Source organism: Streptomyces sp. NPDC007971, from assembly GCF_042958635.1.
Lineage (GTDB): Bacteria > Actinomycetota > Actinomycetes > Streptomycetales > Streptomycetaceae > Streptomyces.
The window spans coordinates 125,720-140,213 of sequence record NZ_JBIBJK010000005.1; the positions used below are offsets into that span (position 1 = coordinate 125,720).

Annotated in this window: 14 protein-coding genes; 8 read left to right on the plus strand and 6 right to left on the minus strand. The window is 73.6% G+C overall.

Going from position 1 to position 14,494, the window contains the following annotated elements; translation table 11 throughout:
• Nucleotides 1–132 precede the first annotated feature (132 nt).
• The 8 genes from ACFZCP_RS11910 (at nt 133) to lgt (ending at nt 6,786) form a co-directional block, all read left to right on the plus strand.
• Nucleotides 133–393 carry an HGxxPAAW family protein gene (locus ACFZCP_RS11910; RefSeq protein ID WP_362680040.1) on the plus strand — a complete coding sequence of 87 codons (261 nt, stop codon included), beginning with the start codon at nt 133–135 and terminating at the stop codon, nt 391–393.
• A 124-nt stretch (nt 394–517) separates the two neighbouring features.
• Nucleotides 518–952 (plus strand): DUF2752 domain-containing protein, encoded by a 435-nt coding sequence (locus ACFZCP_RS11915; protein WP_391426883.1) that lies wholly within the window; start codon nt 518–520, stop codon nt 950–952.
• Nucleotides 953–1,086: 134 nt separating this feature from the next.
• Complete coding sequence (trpC, locus tag ACFZCP_RS11920) at nt 1,087–1,896, plus strand: indole-3-glycerol phosphate synthase TrpC (protein ID WP_391426399.1); 810 nt, start codon at nt 1,087–1,089, stop codon at nt 1,894–1,896.
• 22 nt (nt 1,897–1,918) lie between these two features.
• Nucleotides 1,919–2,101, plus strand: a complete 183-nt coding sequence (gene trpM, locus ACFZCP_RS11925) for a tryptophan biosynthesis modulator TrpM (RefSeq protein WP_391426401.1) — start codon at nt 1,919–1,921, stop codon at nt 2,099–2,101.
• Nucleotides 2,102–2,569: 468 nt separating this feature from the next.
• Entirely contained in the window at nt 2,570–3,853 is a 1,284-nt protein-coding gene (trpB, locus tag ACFZCP_RS11930; protein WP_391426403.1) for a tryptophan synthase subunit beta, read from the plus strand.
• A complete protein-coding gene (trpA, locus tag ACFZCP_RS11935; RefSeq protein ID WP_391426404.1) occupies nt 3,850–4,668 on the plus strand; it encodes a tryptophan synthase subunit alpha in 819 nt (272 codons plus the stop codon). Before trpB ends, trpA begins: the two co-directional genes overlap by 4 nt.
• Before the next feature lie 149 nt (nt 4,669–4,817).
• Nucleotides 4,818–5,591 (plus strand): thioredoxin domain-containing protein, encoded by a 774-nt coding sequence (locus ACFZCP_RS11940; protein ID WP_362680050.1) that lies wholly within the window; start codon nt 4,818–4,820, stop codon nt 5,589–5,591.
• 82 nt (nt 5,592–5,673) lie between these two features.
• Complete coding sequence (lgt, locus tag ACFZCP_RS11945) at nt 5,674–6,786, plus strand: prolipoprotein diacylglyceryl transferase (protein WP_391426407.1); 1,113 nt, start codon at nt 5,674–5,676, stop codon at nt 6,784–6,786.
• Nucleotides 6,787–7,139: 353 nt separating this feature from the next.
• Here lgt and ACFZCP_RS11950 read toward each other — a convergent pair whose 3' ends face one another.
• The 6 genes from ACFZCP_RS11950 to ACFZCP_RS11975 form a co-directional block, all read right to left on the minus strand.
• A complete protein-coding gene (locus ACFZCP_RS11950) occupies nt 7,140–7,952 on the minus strand; it encodes an aldolase/citrate lyase family protein (protein ID WP_391426409.1) in 813 nt (270 codons plus the stop codon).
• Nucleotides 7,949–9,163 carry a CoA transferase gene (locus tag ACFZCP_RS11955; RefSeq protein ID WP_391426886.1) on the minus strand — a complete coding sequence of 405 codons (1,215 nt, stop codon included), beginning with the start codon at nt 9,161–9,163 and terminating at the stop codon, nt 7,949–7,951. The genes ACFZCP_RS11950 and ACFZCP_RS11955 overlap by 4 nt, the downstream gene beginning before the upstream one ends.
• Nucleotides 9,164–9,339: 176 nt before the next feature.
• Nucleotides 9,340–10,233 (minus strand): ribokinase, encoded by an 894-nt coding sequence (gene rbsK / locus ACFZCP_RS11960; protein WP_391426412.1) that lies wholly within the window; start codon nt 10,231–10,233, stop codon nt 9,340–9,342.
• The gene (locus tag ACFZCP_RS11965) at nt 10,230–11,597 is read right to left on the minus strand and encodes an ADP-ribosylglycohydrolase family protein (RefSeq protein WP_391426414.1); all 1,368 of its coding nucleotides are present in this window, start codon (nt 11,595–11,597) and stop codon (nt 10,230–10,232) included. The genes rbsK and ACFZCP_RS11965 overlap by 4 nt, the downstream gene beginning before the upstream one ends.
• Nucleotides 11,585–12,904, minus strand: coding sequence for an ADP-ribosylglycohydrolase family protein (locus ACFZCP_RS11970; protein WP_391426416.1), 1,320 nt, complete (start codon nt 12,902–12,904; stop codon nt 11,585–11,587). Before ACFZCP_RS11970 ends, ACFZCP_RS11965 begins: the two co-directional genes overlap by 13 nt.
• A gap of 8 nt (nt 12,905–12,912) precedes the next feature.
• Nucleotides 12,913–14,028: an ADP-ribosylglycohydrolase family protein gene (locus ACFZCP_RS11975; RefSeq protein WP_391426418.1), complete on the minus strand. Its 1,116-nt coding sequence runs from the start codon at nt 14,026–14,028 to the stop codon at nt 12,913–12,915.
• Nucleotides 14,029–14,494: the final 466 nt, after the last annotated feature.

The window sequence follows — 14,494 nt, forward strand, 5'->3', positions numbered from 1 at the left end:
CGCGTCCGGCACGCGGGTGCGTACGGGACAATGGACGACGAGCGTCCGGCTCGGACAGTGACGGGCGGGCTCGGAACCGTACGACACGTACGACTCGAACTACGACACGTACACAGCAACGAGGAGCAAGTCATGGCGGGCACCAGCCACGGACACACCCCGGCCGCCTGGACCGGCGTCACCATCGCCATCATCGGTTTCTGCGTCGCCGGCGCCTTCATGGTGATGGCCAACCCGCTCGGTTTCTGGGCCGGCATGGCGATCGTGGTCCTCGGCGGTGTCGTGGGCGCCGTCATGCGTTCCATGGGCCTCGGCCAGCCGAAGCAGCAGGCGCAGGCCCTCTCCCGCACGGCCCCCGCCGCGACCCGTGAGCCGGCCGGCGCCGAGAGCTGAGCCCGAGCTCTTCCCGCGAGGGGCGGCCGGCACCCGAGAGGGCGCCGGCCGCCCCTCGCGCGCGTTCGGGCGGCTCCCGGGGCAGAATGCGGGTGTGAACGCCGACAGCAGCACGGCACCGCCGCTGACTCCGCAGGCCGTCCCGTACACGGCTCCGTCCGCCTCGCCGTGGCGGCGCCTCGCCGTCCCGGCCGGGCTGCTCGCCGCCGTCGCCGGCGCCTTCGCCTACGTCGGCACCGTCGATCCCAACGAGCCCGGCCACTACCCGGTGTGCCCCCTGTACCGGTTCACCGGCCTGTACTGCCCGGGCTGCGGCGGACTGCGCAGCGCGCACGCCTTCGTCCACGGAGACTTCCTCGCCGCCCTGCGGGACAACGCGGCGGGCGTGGCCGCCTACCTGGGCTTCGCCGTGCTGTGGACCGTCTGGACGGTCCGCACGGTCCGCGGTCGGCCGATGCGGTTCGAGCCGGGACCTGCGCAGCTGTGGGCCGCCGGCGCGCTGCTGCTGGTCTTCACCGTGGTCCGGAACCTGCCCTTCGGCAGCTGGCTGCATCCCTGATCGTCCACGCAATGTCCAGGTGGTGGGACCGAAATGGAGCGGATGCAGGGCCTTCGTGCAGCTCCGGATACCATCGCAGTGACCAAGGGTTTTCAAAACCCGGAGGAACAACCGTCTGAAAGGGGGCCGCTCGCGTGAGTGTGCTCGACGAGATCATCGACGGAGTCCGTGCCGACCTCGCGGAGCGGCAGGCACGCGTCAGCCTCGACGAGCTCAAGGAGCGTGCGGCGAAGGCCCCCGCCGCCAAGGACGGGGTGGCCGCGCTCAAGGGCGACGGGGTCAAGGTGATCTGCGAGGTCAAGCGCTCCAGCCCCTCCAAGGGCGCGCTGGCCGCGATCGCCGACCCGGCCGGGCTCGCCGCGGACTACGAGGCCGGCGGCGCCGCCGTCATCTCCGTGCTCACCGAACAGCGCCGCTTCGGCGGCTCGCTGGCGGACCTGGAGGCCGTCCGCGCGCGCGTGGACATCCCGGTGCTGCGCAAGGACTTCATCGTCACGTCGTACCAGCTGTGGGAGGCCCGGGCCTACGGGGCCGACCTCGCCCTGCTGATCGTCGCCGCCCTCGAACAGCCGGCCCTGGAGTCGCTGATCGAGCGAGCGGTGTCCATCGGACTCACCCCGCTCGTCGAGGTGCACGACGAGGAGGAGGCCGAGCGGGCCGTCGACGCGGGTGCGCGGATCATCGGCATCAACGCGCGCAACCTCAAGACCCTTGAGGTCGACCGCGGCACGTTCGAGCGGGTCGCCCCCGAGATCCCCGAGAACATCGTGAAGGTCGCGGAGTCCGGAGTGCGCGGACCACACGACCTGATCGCCTACGCGAACGCCGGCGCGGACGCGGTCCTGGTCGGCGAGTCCCTCGTCACCGGCCGTGACCCGAAGGCCGCCGTCTCCGACCTGGTCGCCGCGGGCGAGCACCCCGCGCTGCGGCACGGGCGGGGCTGAGCTGCCGACAGGCTGACCTGCGATGATGCTTCCGATCACCCCGGCGACGCGGGACCCGTATGCCCGCCTCGCGCGCGGCTGCCGGCCCCGAGGCTGCCGTGCCCCCGCACGACGGGTGCACGGACGGCGGGTCCGCTATGTGATCGGTGACGAGCCCGGCCAAGTGAACGGCATGCGATGGCGCGGCGCCGCGTGCGCGCGCTGAGCCGACGTTCTGCTGTGAATGCCGGTTGATCCGTGCTCCTGGCGCCCGGACCGCTCGGGAGACTCCGTCTCCCGACCCTCCGGCCCTCTGCGCACCCACCACCCGACCCGGTCGGCCGGAGAGCGACCCGGCAGGTTCCCGACCCGGTCGGCTGAACAGCAGCCCGATGGGGTTGTGTCTCGGTCGGTCGGGGAGTGGCCCGATGGGGTTGTGACCCGGTTGGCCGGGGAGCGGTCCGGCGGGCTTGCGATCCGGTCGGTCGAGGAGTGACCCGACGGGTTTGCGACTCGGTCGCCGGACGTGGCTCACCGGAGCCGTGACTCGGCCGGCCTGTGGACAGCAGTGCTCAGGGTTCTGTCCGCCCCTGCCGACAGCGAGGGCGGGTGGGTGGGAAAGCGTCCCCGGAGCAGCGCACGCGTACCCGTACCCCGTCCTTCAACCGGGGCCCAGCCCCTGCGAGGTATCCGTATGCCCAGCGAGTTCTTCATCCCCGACCTCACCGGTCAGGTGCCCAGCACCGAGGGCTACTTCGGCGCGTTCGGCGGCAAGTTCATCCCGGAGGCCCTCGTCGCCGCCGTGGACGAGGTGGCCGTCGAGTACGACAAGGCCAAGGCCGACCCCGAGTTCGCCCGTGAACTCGACGACCTGCTCGTCAACTACACCGGCCGGCCCAGCGCCCTCACCGAGGTACCGAGGTTCGCGGAGCACGCCGGCGGTGCCCGCGTCTTCCTCAAGCGGGAAGACCTCAACCACACCGGCTCCCACAAGATCAACAACGTTCTCGGCCAGGCCCTGCTCACCAGGCGCATGGGCAAGACCCGTGTCATCGCGGAGACCGGCGCCGGCCAGCACGGCGTCGCCACCGCGACCGCCTGCGCCCTCTTCGGCCTCGACTGCACCGTCTACATGGGCGAGGTGGACACCGAGCGCCAGGCCCTCAACGTGGCCCGGATGCGCATGCTCGGCGCCGAGGTGGTCGCCGTGAAGTCCGGCAGCCGCACGCTCAAGGACGCCATCAACGAGGCGTTCCGGGACTGGGTGGCGAACGTCGACCACACCCACTACCTGTTCGGCACGGTCGCGGGCCCGCACCCCTTCCCGGCCATGGTCCGCGACTTCCACCGGGTGATCGGCGTCGAGGCGCGACGACAGCTCCTGGAGCGCGCCGGGCGGCTTCCCGACGCCGCCGTCGCCTGCGTGGGCGGCGGCTCCAACGCCATCGGCCTCTTCCACGCCTTCATCCCCGACGAGGGCGTCCGCCTGATCGGCTGCGAACCGGCAGGCCACGGCGTGGAGACCGGCGAGCACGCGGCCACCCTGACCGCGGGCGAGCCCGGCATCCTGCACGGCTCCCGCTCCTACGTCCTGCAGGACGAGGAGGGCCAGATCACCGAGCCGTACTCCATCTCGGCCGGCCTGGACTACCCGGGCGTCGGCCCGGAGCACTCCTACCTGCGCGACAGCGGCCGCGGCGAGTACCGCGCGATCACCGACGACGCCGCCATGCAGGCCCTGCGCCTGCTGTCGCGGACCGAGGGCATCATCCCGGCCATCGAGAGCGCCCACGCCCTCGCCGGTGCCCTGGAGGTCGGCAGGGAGCTCGGCAAGGACGGGCTGATCGTGGTCAACCTGTCCGGCCGCGGCGACAAGGACATGGACACCGCCGCGCGCTACTTCGGCCTCTACGACACGGACGCCGAGGTGGCCGCCAACGAAGCCGACACCGCCGAGATCGAGGGGGACGCCAAGTGAACGGCACCATCCAGCTGCTGAGCGACACCCTCGCCGGCGCGAAGGCCGAGGGCCGCTCCGCTCTCATCGCCTACCTCCCGGCCGGGTTCCCGACCGTGGACGGCGGCATCGAGGCGATCAAGGCCGCTTTCGACGGCGGCGCCGACATCGTCGAGGTCGGCCTGCCGCACAGCGACCCGGTGCTCGACGGCCCGGTCATCCAGACCGCCGACGACATCGCGCTGCGCGGCGGAGTCAGGATCGCGGACGTGATGCGCACGGTCCGCGAGGCGCACACGGCCACCGGCAAGCCGGTGCTCGTCATGACGTACTGGAACCCCATCGACCGCTACGGCGTCGAGCGCTTCACCGCCGAGCTGGCCGAGGCCGGCGGCGCGGGCTGCATCCTGCCCGACCTGCCGGTCCAGGAGTCGGCGCTATGGCGCGAGCACGCCGAGAAGCACGGCCTCGCGACCGTCTTCGTCGTCGCGCCCAGCAGCAAGGACGAGCGGCTCGCCCAGATCACCGCGGCGGGCAGCGGCTTCGTCTACGCGGCCTCGCTGATGGGGGTCACCGGCACCCGCGAGTCCGTCGGCACGCAGGCCCAGGACCTGGTCGAACGCACCCGGGCCACCGGCACCGCGCTGCCGGTCTGCGTCGGACTGGGCGTCTCCAACGCGACCCAGGCCGCCGAGGTCGCGGGCTTCGCCGACGGCGTCATCGTCGGCTCGGCGTTCGTGAAGCGGATGCTGGACGCCCCGGACCACGCCTCCGGCATCGAAGCGGTGCGTGCGCTCGCCGGGGAGCTGGCGAAGGGCGTTCGAGGGCGGTCGTAACCGCTCGTAGTTGTTCGTCCTGCGTTCGCCACTCTTTCGTGGTCGTTCGTAGCTGTCCGTAGTCGTTCGCAACGGAAGATTCGGTCACTCGAACGAGTGGACCTCAGGCCGGGGAGGCGCGCTGTGCCTCCCCGGTTCGTTCTGGGGGTGTGAGCGAGAAGAACCGTGACGGAAAGCGCACCGCCCGGGAGCGGCTGGCGGTCGAGCGCGAGAAGCAGAAGGCCGCGGACAGGCGACGGCGCACGCTGATCGTGGGCGCGAGCGTCGTCTGCGTCCTCGGCCTGGCGGCGGTGATCGGCGTGATCGCCGCGAACGCGGGCAAGGACAAGGGCGGCAGCGCGGGCCCCGTCGCGGCGCCCTCCGGCGCGCAGGGCAAGGACAGCCTGGCGATTCCGGTCGGCAAGAACGACGCCAAGGCGACGCTCACCGTCTGGGAGGACTTCCGCTGCCCGGCCTGCCAGGCCTTCGAGACGGTGTACCGGCCCACGCTCCACGAGCTGGAGGACGCGGGCAAGCTCAGAATCGAGTACCACCTGGTCCGGCTGATCGACGGCAACCTCGGCGGTACCGGCTCGCTGCGCGCGGCCAACGCGGCCGCCTGCGCCCAGAACGCCGGAAAGTTCCGCGACTTCCACGACGTGCTGTACGCGAACCAGCCCAAGGAGACCGACGACGCCTTCGCGGACAACGGCAAGCTGATCCAGCTGGCCGGCAAGGTGAACGGCCTCGACACCCCCGCGTTCCGCAAGTGCGTCAACGACGGCGCCCACGACAGCTGGGTGAACAAGTCGCAGAAGGCCTTCCAGTCCGGCGGCTTCAGCAGCACGCCCACCGTCCTGCTCAACGGAAAGAACATCTACCAGGACCAGACGCTGACCCCGGCGAAGCTGAAGCAGATGGTGGAGCAGGCGAACCAGGGGTAGGCATTTCTCACGTCCCCGTTATGTACCCGTTGCCGGGCTGCTTGCCGCCCTCCCGGCCCGGCACGGTAGCGTCGACCTTGCCATGAACCTTGCCTACATTCCCAGCCCGTCGCACGGGGTGCTCTACCTCGGGCCCATTCCGCTGCGCGGTTACGCCTTCTGCATCATCATCGGCGTCTTCGTCGCCGTCTGGCTCGGCAACAAGCGCTGGATCGCCCGGGGTGGGCGGGCCGGCACCGTTGCCGACATCGCCGTCTGGGCGGTCCCCTTCGGCCTCGTCGGCGGCCGGCTCTACCACGTGATCACGGACTACGAGCTGTATTTCAGCGAGGGCCGTGACTGGGTGGACGCCTTCAAGGTGTGGGAGGGCGGCCTCGGAATCTGGGGCGCGATCGCCCTGGGCGCGCTCGGCGCGTGGATCGGTGCGCGGCGCCGGGGCGTCCCGATGCCCGCCTACGCCGACGCCGTCGCGCCCGGCATCGCGTTCGCGCAGGCCATCGGGCGCTGGGGCAACTGGTTCAACCAGGAGCTGTACGGACGCGAGACGCACGTGCCCTGGGCCCTGCACATCACCTCCTCCGAGGGCGGCCGGGTGCCGGGCTACTACCACCCGACGTTCCTGTACGAGTCGCTGTGGTGCGTCGGCGTCGGCTTCCTCGTCATCTGGGCCGACCGTCGCTTCAAGCTGGGTCATGGCCGGGCGTTCGCCCTGTACGTCGCCGCGTACTGCGTGGGCCGCGGCTGGATCGAGTACATGCGGGTCGACGACGCCCACCACATCCTGGGCCTGCGCCTCAACGACTGGACCGCGCTGATCGTCTTCCTGCTGGCGGTGGTGTACATGGTCGTGTCGTCGAAGAAGCGCCCGGGCCGGGAAGCGGTCGTCGAACCGGGCGTCCTTGACGTGCCGGCCGAGGACGACGGCGAGGCCGACGGGAAGCCGGACACCGAGGCGAAGTCCGAGGCCGCTGTGAAGACGGAGGCCGACGGGAAGTCCGAGGCCGCTGTGAAGACGGAGGCCGACGGGAAGTCCGAGGCCACCGCGAAGGCCGGGGCCACCGCGAAGGCGGGGGCCGACGGGAAGGCGGGGGCCGACGGGAAGGCCGGGGCCGGGGAGAGCGCCGGGGACACGGCCGAGCCGGAGGCCGCGCAGGCCGAGGCGGAGGACGAGGCGGAGTCGGCGAAGAAGGGCTGACACCGCGCTGTACGACACCGAGGGCGCCAGGACCATGCGGCAGCAGCCGCACACGCACAGGGTCCGGGCGCCCTCGGCGTATGTCCGGGAGTGTGTCCGGGGCGCCTGACGACGGCCGCGGCGAGTCCGGCACCGCCGATCACCGCCGATCACCGCCGCCGCCGATCACCGCCGTCGCAGGTCGCCGTCGTCGCGAGCCGCTGCCGTTGTGGGGCGCCGCCGTCGTGGGGGATTGCCGTCACGGCGGGCGGGGGCCTGAGGAGAGCGGCAGAGGCCGGCAGACACCGGTGGCGACCCGAGGAAAGCGGCGGGGAAGCGGCGGGGACCGGCGGGGAAGCGTGAGGTCGGCGAGGTCACTCCCGGCGCGCCTGCGACAGGGTCCGCCGGGCCGTCGCCACCACCGCCGCGTCGACGAAGCGGCCGTCGGGGAGGGCCTGGGCGCCCTCGTTCGCGGCCGCCGCCTTGATGATCGTTTCCGCCTCCTCGATCTCCGCGGGCGTGGGGAGGTACGCCTGCTGGATCACCGGGAGCTGGCGCGGGTGGATCGCCGCGCGGCCCAGGAAGCCCAGGGCGCGGCCGTGGGCGCAGGAGGAGGCGAGACCCTCCAGGTCACGGATGTCGGGGTGGACGGACTGCGGCGGCGGGGCGAGGCCTGCCGCGCGGGCGGCCACGACCACCCGGGAACGGGGCCAGTCCAGGCCCGCGTCGGCCCGGACACCCAGGTCGGCCCGCAGATCTGCCTCACCGAGGGAGACACCCCGCAGGGACGGGTGGGCGGTGGCGATCGCGAACGCGTGCTCGATGCCGAGGGCCGACTCCAGCAGGGCGTAAAGGGGCAGCGGGGTGATTGCGGCGACCCGCCTGATCTCGTCCGCGGAGGTCACCTTCGGCACCCGCAGCCCGGCCACCCCCGCCGGCGCGGCCAGTGCCGTGAGGTCCGCGGACGCCCAGGGGCCGTCCAGGGCGTTGACGCGGACGTGGACGGGGACCGGCTGCGGCTCGCCCAGCCGCTCGGCGGTGGCCGCCCGGGCGTACTCCTTGCGATCGGGGGCGACCGCGTCCTCCAGGTCGATCACCACCACGTCGGCGCCCGCGGCCAGCGCCTTGGTCACCACCTGCGGCCGGTCGCCGGGGACGTAGAGCCAGGTGAGCGGGAACGGCGTCATACGGCGCCCTCCGCACGCAGGGCCCGCAGGCGGGCCGGGGTGAGGCCCAGCTCGGTGAGCACCGCGTCGGTGTCGGCGCCGTGCGGGCGCCCGGCCCAGCGGATCGTGCCGGGTGTGGCGGACAGCCGGAAGAGGACGTTCTGCATGCGCAGCGGGCCCAGCTCCGGGTCGGCGACGGTGGTGACCGTGTCCAGGGCCCGGTACTGGGGGTCGGCCATGACGTCCCGTACGTCCTGGACCGGGGCCACCGCCGCCTCCGCCCTCTCGAAGGCGGCGAGGACCTCGGCGCGGGTGCGGGCCGCGATCCAGGAGCCCACCGCCTCGTCCAGCACATCGGCGTGCGCGGCACGCTCCGCGCCCGTGGCGAACCACGGCTCCTCGATCAGCTCCGCACGGCCCACCAGCCGTATCACCCGCTCCGCCACCGACTGGGCGGAGGTCGAGACGGCGACCCAGCGGCCGTCGGCGGTGCGATAGGTGTTGCGCGGGGCGTTGTTGGCGGACCGGTTGCCGGTGCGTTCCTGGACGTGTCCGAGCTGGTCGTACCAGGTGGGCTGGGGGCCGAGGACGGCGAGGATCGGCTCGATGATCGCCATGTCCACGACCTGCCCCGCGCCGGTCCGGTCCCGGGCCGCCAAGGCCGTCAGCACGGCGTAGGCGGTCGCCAGGGCCGCGACGGAGTCCGCGAGCCCGAAGGGCGGGAGCGTCGGCGGCGCGTCCGGTTCGCCGGTGAGCGCGGCGAACCCGCTCATCGCCTCGGCGAGCGTGCCGAAGCCGGGCCGGTGCGCATACGGGCCGAACTGGCCGAAGGCCGTGACCCGGGCCAGGACCATCCGCGGGTTGGCGGCGGACAGCTCCGCCCAGCCCAGCTCCCACTTCTCCAGGGTGCCGGGGCGGAAGTTCTCGATCACCACGTCGGCGGTCGCGGCGAGGCGGAGCAGGGTGGCCCGGCCGCCGGGCTTGGACAGGTCGAGGGTGATGGCGCGCTTGTTGCGGCCGAGCACCTTCCACCACAGCCCGACGCCGTGCTTCGCCGGGCCGTGGCCGCGGGACGGGTCGGGCCGGTCCGGATGCTCCACCTTGATCACTTCGGCGCCGAAGTCACCGAGCAGGGTGGCGGCCATGGGGCCGGCGAAGAGGGTCGCCAGGTCGAGGACGCGCAGGCCGTCGAGCGGCCGGATCCCCGGGTGCGTAGGCGCGGTCGTCGTCAGGGTTGTCGCCGCGGTCGTTGTGGCAGTTGTTGTCGCAGTCGTCGTCGTGGGTGTCGTCCTGGCTGTCGTCGCGACGGTGCCTGCGCCTGTCCCTGCGCCAGCGCCTCTGTCCGTACCGGTGCCGGTGCCGGTGCCGGTGCTGGTGTCTGTGTCTGTGCTCGTGGTCGGGCTCTCGCTCATGCGGTGTACTGCGCCTCGATCTCCGAGCGGTACGGCATCGACGCCGACGCCCCCTCCCGCTGCACGGACAGGGCCGCGGCGGCGGCCGCCCAGGACAGGGCCTCCCGCACGGGCTTCTCCTCGGTGAGGGCCACCGCGAGCGCGCCGACGAAGGTGTCGCCCGCGCCGGTGGAGTCCACGGCCTTCACCCGGGGCGCGGGCACCACCATGCGTTCGGCGCCCCGGGCCAGGTACAGGCTGCCGGTCGCGCCGAGCGTGACGATCACCTCCGGGACCAGCTCCAGCAGGGCGGCTGCCGCTTCACCCGGGTCGGTGCGGCCGGTGAGGGTGACCGCCTCGTACTCGTTGGGGATCAACAGGTCCGTGGCGGCGAGGAGTTCGGGCGGGAGCGGCTGGGCGGGGGCCGGGGTGAGGATCGTCCGCACACCGTGCCGGCGGGCCGCCTGCGCGCCCGCGACGACCGCGGCCAGCGGGATCTCCAGCTGGAGCAGCAGGGCGTCCGCGGAGGCGATCAGCCCCTCGTCGCCGGGGGAGAGGTGGTCGACGGTGCCGTTGGCGCCGGGGATCACGACGATGGAGTTGCCGCCCTCGTCGTCCACCACGATGTGCGCGGTGCCGGACGGCCCCTCGACCGTGCGCAGGAAGTCGGTGTCCACGCCGGAGTGTTCGAGGGTGTCGCGCAGGCGCAGGCCGAACGCGTCGTTGCCGACCGCGCCGATCACCGAGACGGTGGCCCCGGCGTGGGCCGCGGCAATCGCCTGGTTGGAGCCCTTGCCGCCGGGGATCGTGCGGAAATCCCGGCCCGTCACGGTCTCGCCGCGCTGCGGGGCCTTGGCGACATAGGTGACGAGGTCCATGTTCGTGCTGCCGAGGACGGCGATGTGGGTCATGGGCGGATCGCCTCCAGGTGGGTGAGGTGGGCGAGGGTGTCGAAGCCGGTGCCGTCGAAGTCGGCGACGGTGGTGGCGAGGCGGTTCTTCAGCGGGGCCCGCCAGCGGTCCGGGAGCGCGGGCGGGCTGCCGGCGAGGAGGCCGCAGACGCTTCCCGCGGTCGCCCCGTTGGAGTCGGTGTCCCAGCCGCCGGACACCGCACGGCAGACGGAGCCGGTGAAGTCGCCGTCCGCGTGGGTGAGGGCGGCGACGACCAGGGCGGTGTTGGGCAGGGCGTGGACCCAGTGATGGGTGGGGGAGTAGGCGGCGTGGAGTTCGTCCACGACATCGTCGAAGTCCCGGTGCCGCGCGGCGGCGCGGAGGGCATGGTCGATCGCCTTCGCCAGGCGGGAGCGGGGCGGGACCACGGTGCGGCCGGTGCGCAGACAGGCGTGGACGTCCTGGCTGCCCGTCGCCGCCCCGGCGAGCGTGGCAGCGGTGAACATCGCCGCGTAGACGCCGTTGGCGGTGTGGGTGAGGACCGCGTCGCGGTGGGCCTGCTCGGCGGCGGCCGCGGGGTCACCGGGGTTGGTCCAGCCGTGGATGTCGGCGCGGATCAGGGCGCCGATCCATTCGCGGAACGGGTTGCGGTGGCGGGCGGTGTGCGGGGGTTCGATGCCGGTGAGGAGGTTGCGGAGGGCGACGCGCTCGGCGGTGAAGGCGCGGCCGGGAGGGAGTTCCTCCAGCCAGAGCCTTGCCACGTCGTCGGTGGTGAAGGTCCTGCCGTGGCGCCGTAGGAGGAGGAGGTTGAGAAGGGGGTAGTTGAGGTCGTCGTCCTCGGGCATGCCGTCGATGTTCTCGGCGAGGCAGGACGGGGCCGAGCGGCGGTTCCAGGGGTGGCGGGCGAGGAGGTCCTCGGGGACGCCCTGCGCCGTGAACCACGTGGACAGGGGCCAGTTGCCGGTGGACCGCGCAAGAGCGCGGATGCCGTCCAGCGGAAGCTTCTCCACGGGTTTGCCGAGCAGACAGCCGGCGGCCCGGCCCAGCCAGGCCGCCTCCAGGGCGAGCGGGCCGGGGGCCGGGCGGGGGGTGCCCGGCGGCTTCGGCCAGTCGGGGCACAGCGCCCTGATCCCCGCCAGGTCCGTCGGCTCGTCGTCGGCCAGCGCGCTGGGCAGGTCGGCGAGTTCGTCCAGCAGGTCCTCGGCCAGCAGCCGCAGATAGCGGGACGCCCGTGCCGGGGAGGCACCGGCCCGTTCCGGGGCGTCCAGGCCTCCTGCCGCGCGCCACCGGGCCTCGATCCTCGACGGCTCCCGGCCGTCCAGGCGGGCCTGACGGAGTTCGTGACCGAGCAGGTCCTCCGGCTGGACCCAGGTCAGTCGGAGCATGCCGTGCCTCCGAGCGCCATGCTCCGGGACCTGTCGCCGGGGGCCGTGCTGCGGGGCGCGGCGCCGGGGGCCGTGCTGTGAGGCGTGCCGCCCGGGGCCGAGCTCTGAGGCGTGTCGCGGAGAGGCAGGCCGTCAGGCGTGCCCCCGAGCGCCGCGAAGGCACGCTCGTGCGCGCGCCGGCGGCGTACGTCCCGTTCGAAGATCTCTCGGGTGACCTCCGCCAGCGTGCGGGCCGGTTCCCACAGGTCGAGACGGCTCGCCTCCGCCACCGCCCTCGCCCAGTCCTCGGGGACCGGGGAGCCCAGGGCACCCGCCAGGGCACCGGCCATGCCGGCGATCGAGTCGCAGTCCCGGCCGTAGTTGACCGAGCCCAGGACCGACCGGCGGAAGTCGCCGCCGGCCACCAGCACCATGCCCAGGGCGACGGGGAGTTCCTCGATGGAGTGCAGACGCGAGGGGCGGCGCGCGCCCAGGGAGGGGGCGCGGTAGTCGGGGCCGACCGTGTCGTACGGGGACACCGCCGCGCGCAGCGGGGCCAGGGCCGACTCGAACTCCCGGTGCCCGCGGGCCGCTTCGCAGACCTTCTCGATCGCCGTGCGTGTGCCGTCCCGCGCCAGGGACAGACAGGCGGTCACGACCGATTCCGGGGTCGCGCCCGGCGCGCAGGCGGCGGCGACGGCCGCGGCGAAGACTCCGGCCGCCTCCCTGCCGTACGACGACTGGTGCGCGCCCGCGACGTCCAGCGCCTCGGCGTAGGCGGCGGCCGGGTTGGCCGCGTTGACCAGGCCTACGGGGGCCATGTACATCGCCGCCCCGCAGTTGACGATGTTGCCGACGCCCGCTTCCCGGGGATCCACGTGACCGTAGGCAAGCCGCGCCACGAGCCATTTCTCGGCGAGGAACAGGCGCTGCAGCGGCAGCGTCTCGGCCTCCAGCTCCGGGATCCAGCGCGGGTTGGTCATCAGGTCCGGCACCAGGTGGTCGGCGACGGCGTACGCGTCCAGGTGGTCGCGGACGCGGCCGTAGACCCGTACCAGCGCGTGGGTCATCAAGGTGTCGTCGGTGACGTGGCCGTCGCCCTTGTGGTACGGGGCGATGGGGCGGGCGGTGCGCCAGGCGTCGCCGTGCCAGGGACCGACGATCCCGTGGACCCGGCCGCCGTGCCGGTCGGCGATCTGCTCGGGGGAGTAGCCCTCGACGGGGCCGCCGAGCGCGTCGCCGACGGCGGCCCCGACCAGGGCTCCGGTGATCCGTCCGTCGAGACCGTTCGGACCCGCTCCGCTGCTTTCTTCTCCTATGGGCGTCATGCCCCGAATCATCCTCCTGGTCGGGCCCGTTGTACGGCTTCCAGGAGTCCGGCGAGTTCCACCAGGTCGGTGCCGGTGAGGCGGGGCAGGGCGCAGCCGGAAAGGGTGCGGCAGGCGTCCCGCCAGGCGGACGGCACGCAGCCGCCGCCGCCGAGGGCGCCGGTGAGCGCGCCCGCCAGCGCGGGGGCCGAGTCCGCGACCCGGGACAGACAGGCCGCGGCGGGGACGGCCTCGGCGATACGGCCCCGCGCCGCCGTGGCCAGGGCCAGGGCGACGGGGACGGTCTCGGCGGCGGCGATGCCGTAGCTGTAGACGTGGTCGACGATCTGGTGTTCCAGGAGCGGGACGAGGGCGAAGGCCGACTCGCCCTCCTCGGCCAGGGCGAGGGCGTGGCGGGTGTTGCGGCCGATCTCCGTCTGCGCGGGCAGTTCGGCGAGCGCGGCCGCCACACAGGTGTCCGGGCCGGCTCCGGTGAGGGCGAGCGCGAGGGCCGCCGCCATCGCCCGGGCGCCGTGCACACCGTCGCCGTCCTGGGTGTAGCGGGCGTCGAACTCGGCCAGGTCGGCGGCACGTTGCGGATCGCCGGGGTGGGCCACGGCGAGGACGCAGGCGCGCACGCAGGCCGCGTCGTCGAAGTAGTGCGGGTTGTCGTGGCCGGTGGCGGGCGGGCGCAGTCCGGCGGCGAGGTTGCCGAGGCCGGCGCGGACGGAGATGCGGGCGCGCAGGGGGAGGACGGCGGACTCGATCTCGGGGGCTCGGTCCGCGGCCGCGGCGACCTCCGCGGCCACGGCGGTCCAGGTGAGGTCGATGGCGGTGCGCATACGACGGTCCCGGCTCAGGTCGCCGAGTACGTCGTCGGCGCCGGCCCGCAGGACCGCCTCCGCGGCGAACGCCGCCCACTCGGCGTCGTCGGAGGGGCCGAGGCGCAGGGGTTCGGGGGGCTGGTTGAGCGCGATCGGCACGGGGAGGGTGGTGGTCGCGTTCTGCTCGGCGAAGGTGTCCAGTTCGCGGGTCAGTCTGCGGGTCCATTCGGGCATGCGGGAGGCTCGGTGCCGGGCCGCGGGCCAGCCGGCGGCGTCGCCCGCGGCGAGGCCGAGGAGCAGGCCCTCGATACGGCGCGTCATGAGACGGGCTCGCTGTCCGGATGCCCGGAGTTCCCCGCCCCCACCAGGGGGCTCCGCCCCCTGACCCCCCGCACCTCCGCCCACCCACCACCCGACTCGCTCGGCTGAGGGGCGGGCGTACAGGGGGCCGCCGGCTCGGCCGGCCGAGAGGCCGAGGCGACACGAGCGGGCACGTCGGCCGACCGGGCTACGGGTTCGAGGGCGACGGGTGCGCGGGCGATGGGCGTCTCGGTCGGCCGAGGGGTGGGGGCGCTGGCTGTGGGTGGCTCGGCGGGTTGCGGGGCGGGTGCTGGGACGGCGGGTGGCTCGGCCGTGGGGGTGGCGGGTTCGAGGGCGGCGGGTGTCTTGGTTGGTTGGGGGGTGGGGTCTGGGGTGGCGGTTGGTTCGGCGGGTTGCGGGGCGGGTGCTGGGACGGCGGGTGGCTCGGCCGCGCGGGCGGCGGGTTCGAGGGGGGCGGGTGTCCTGG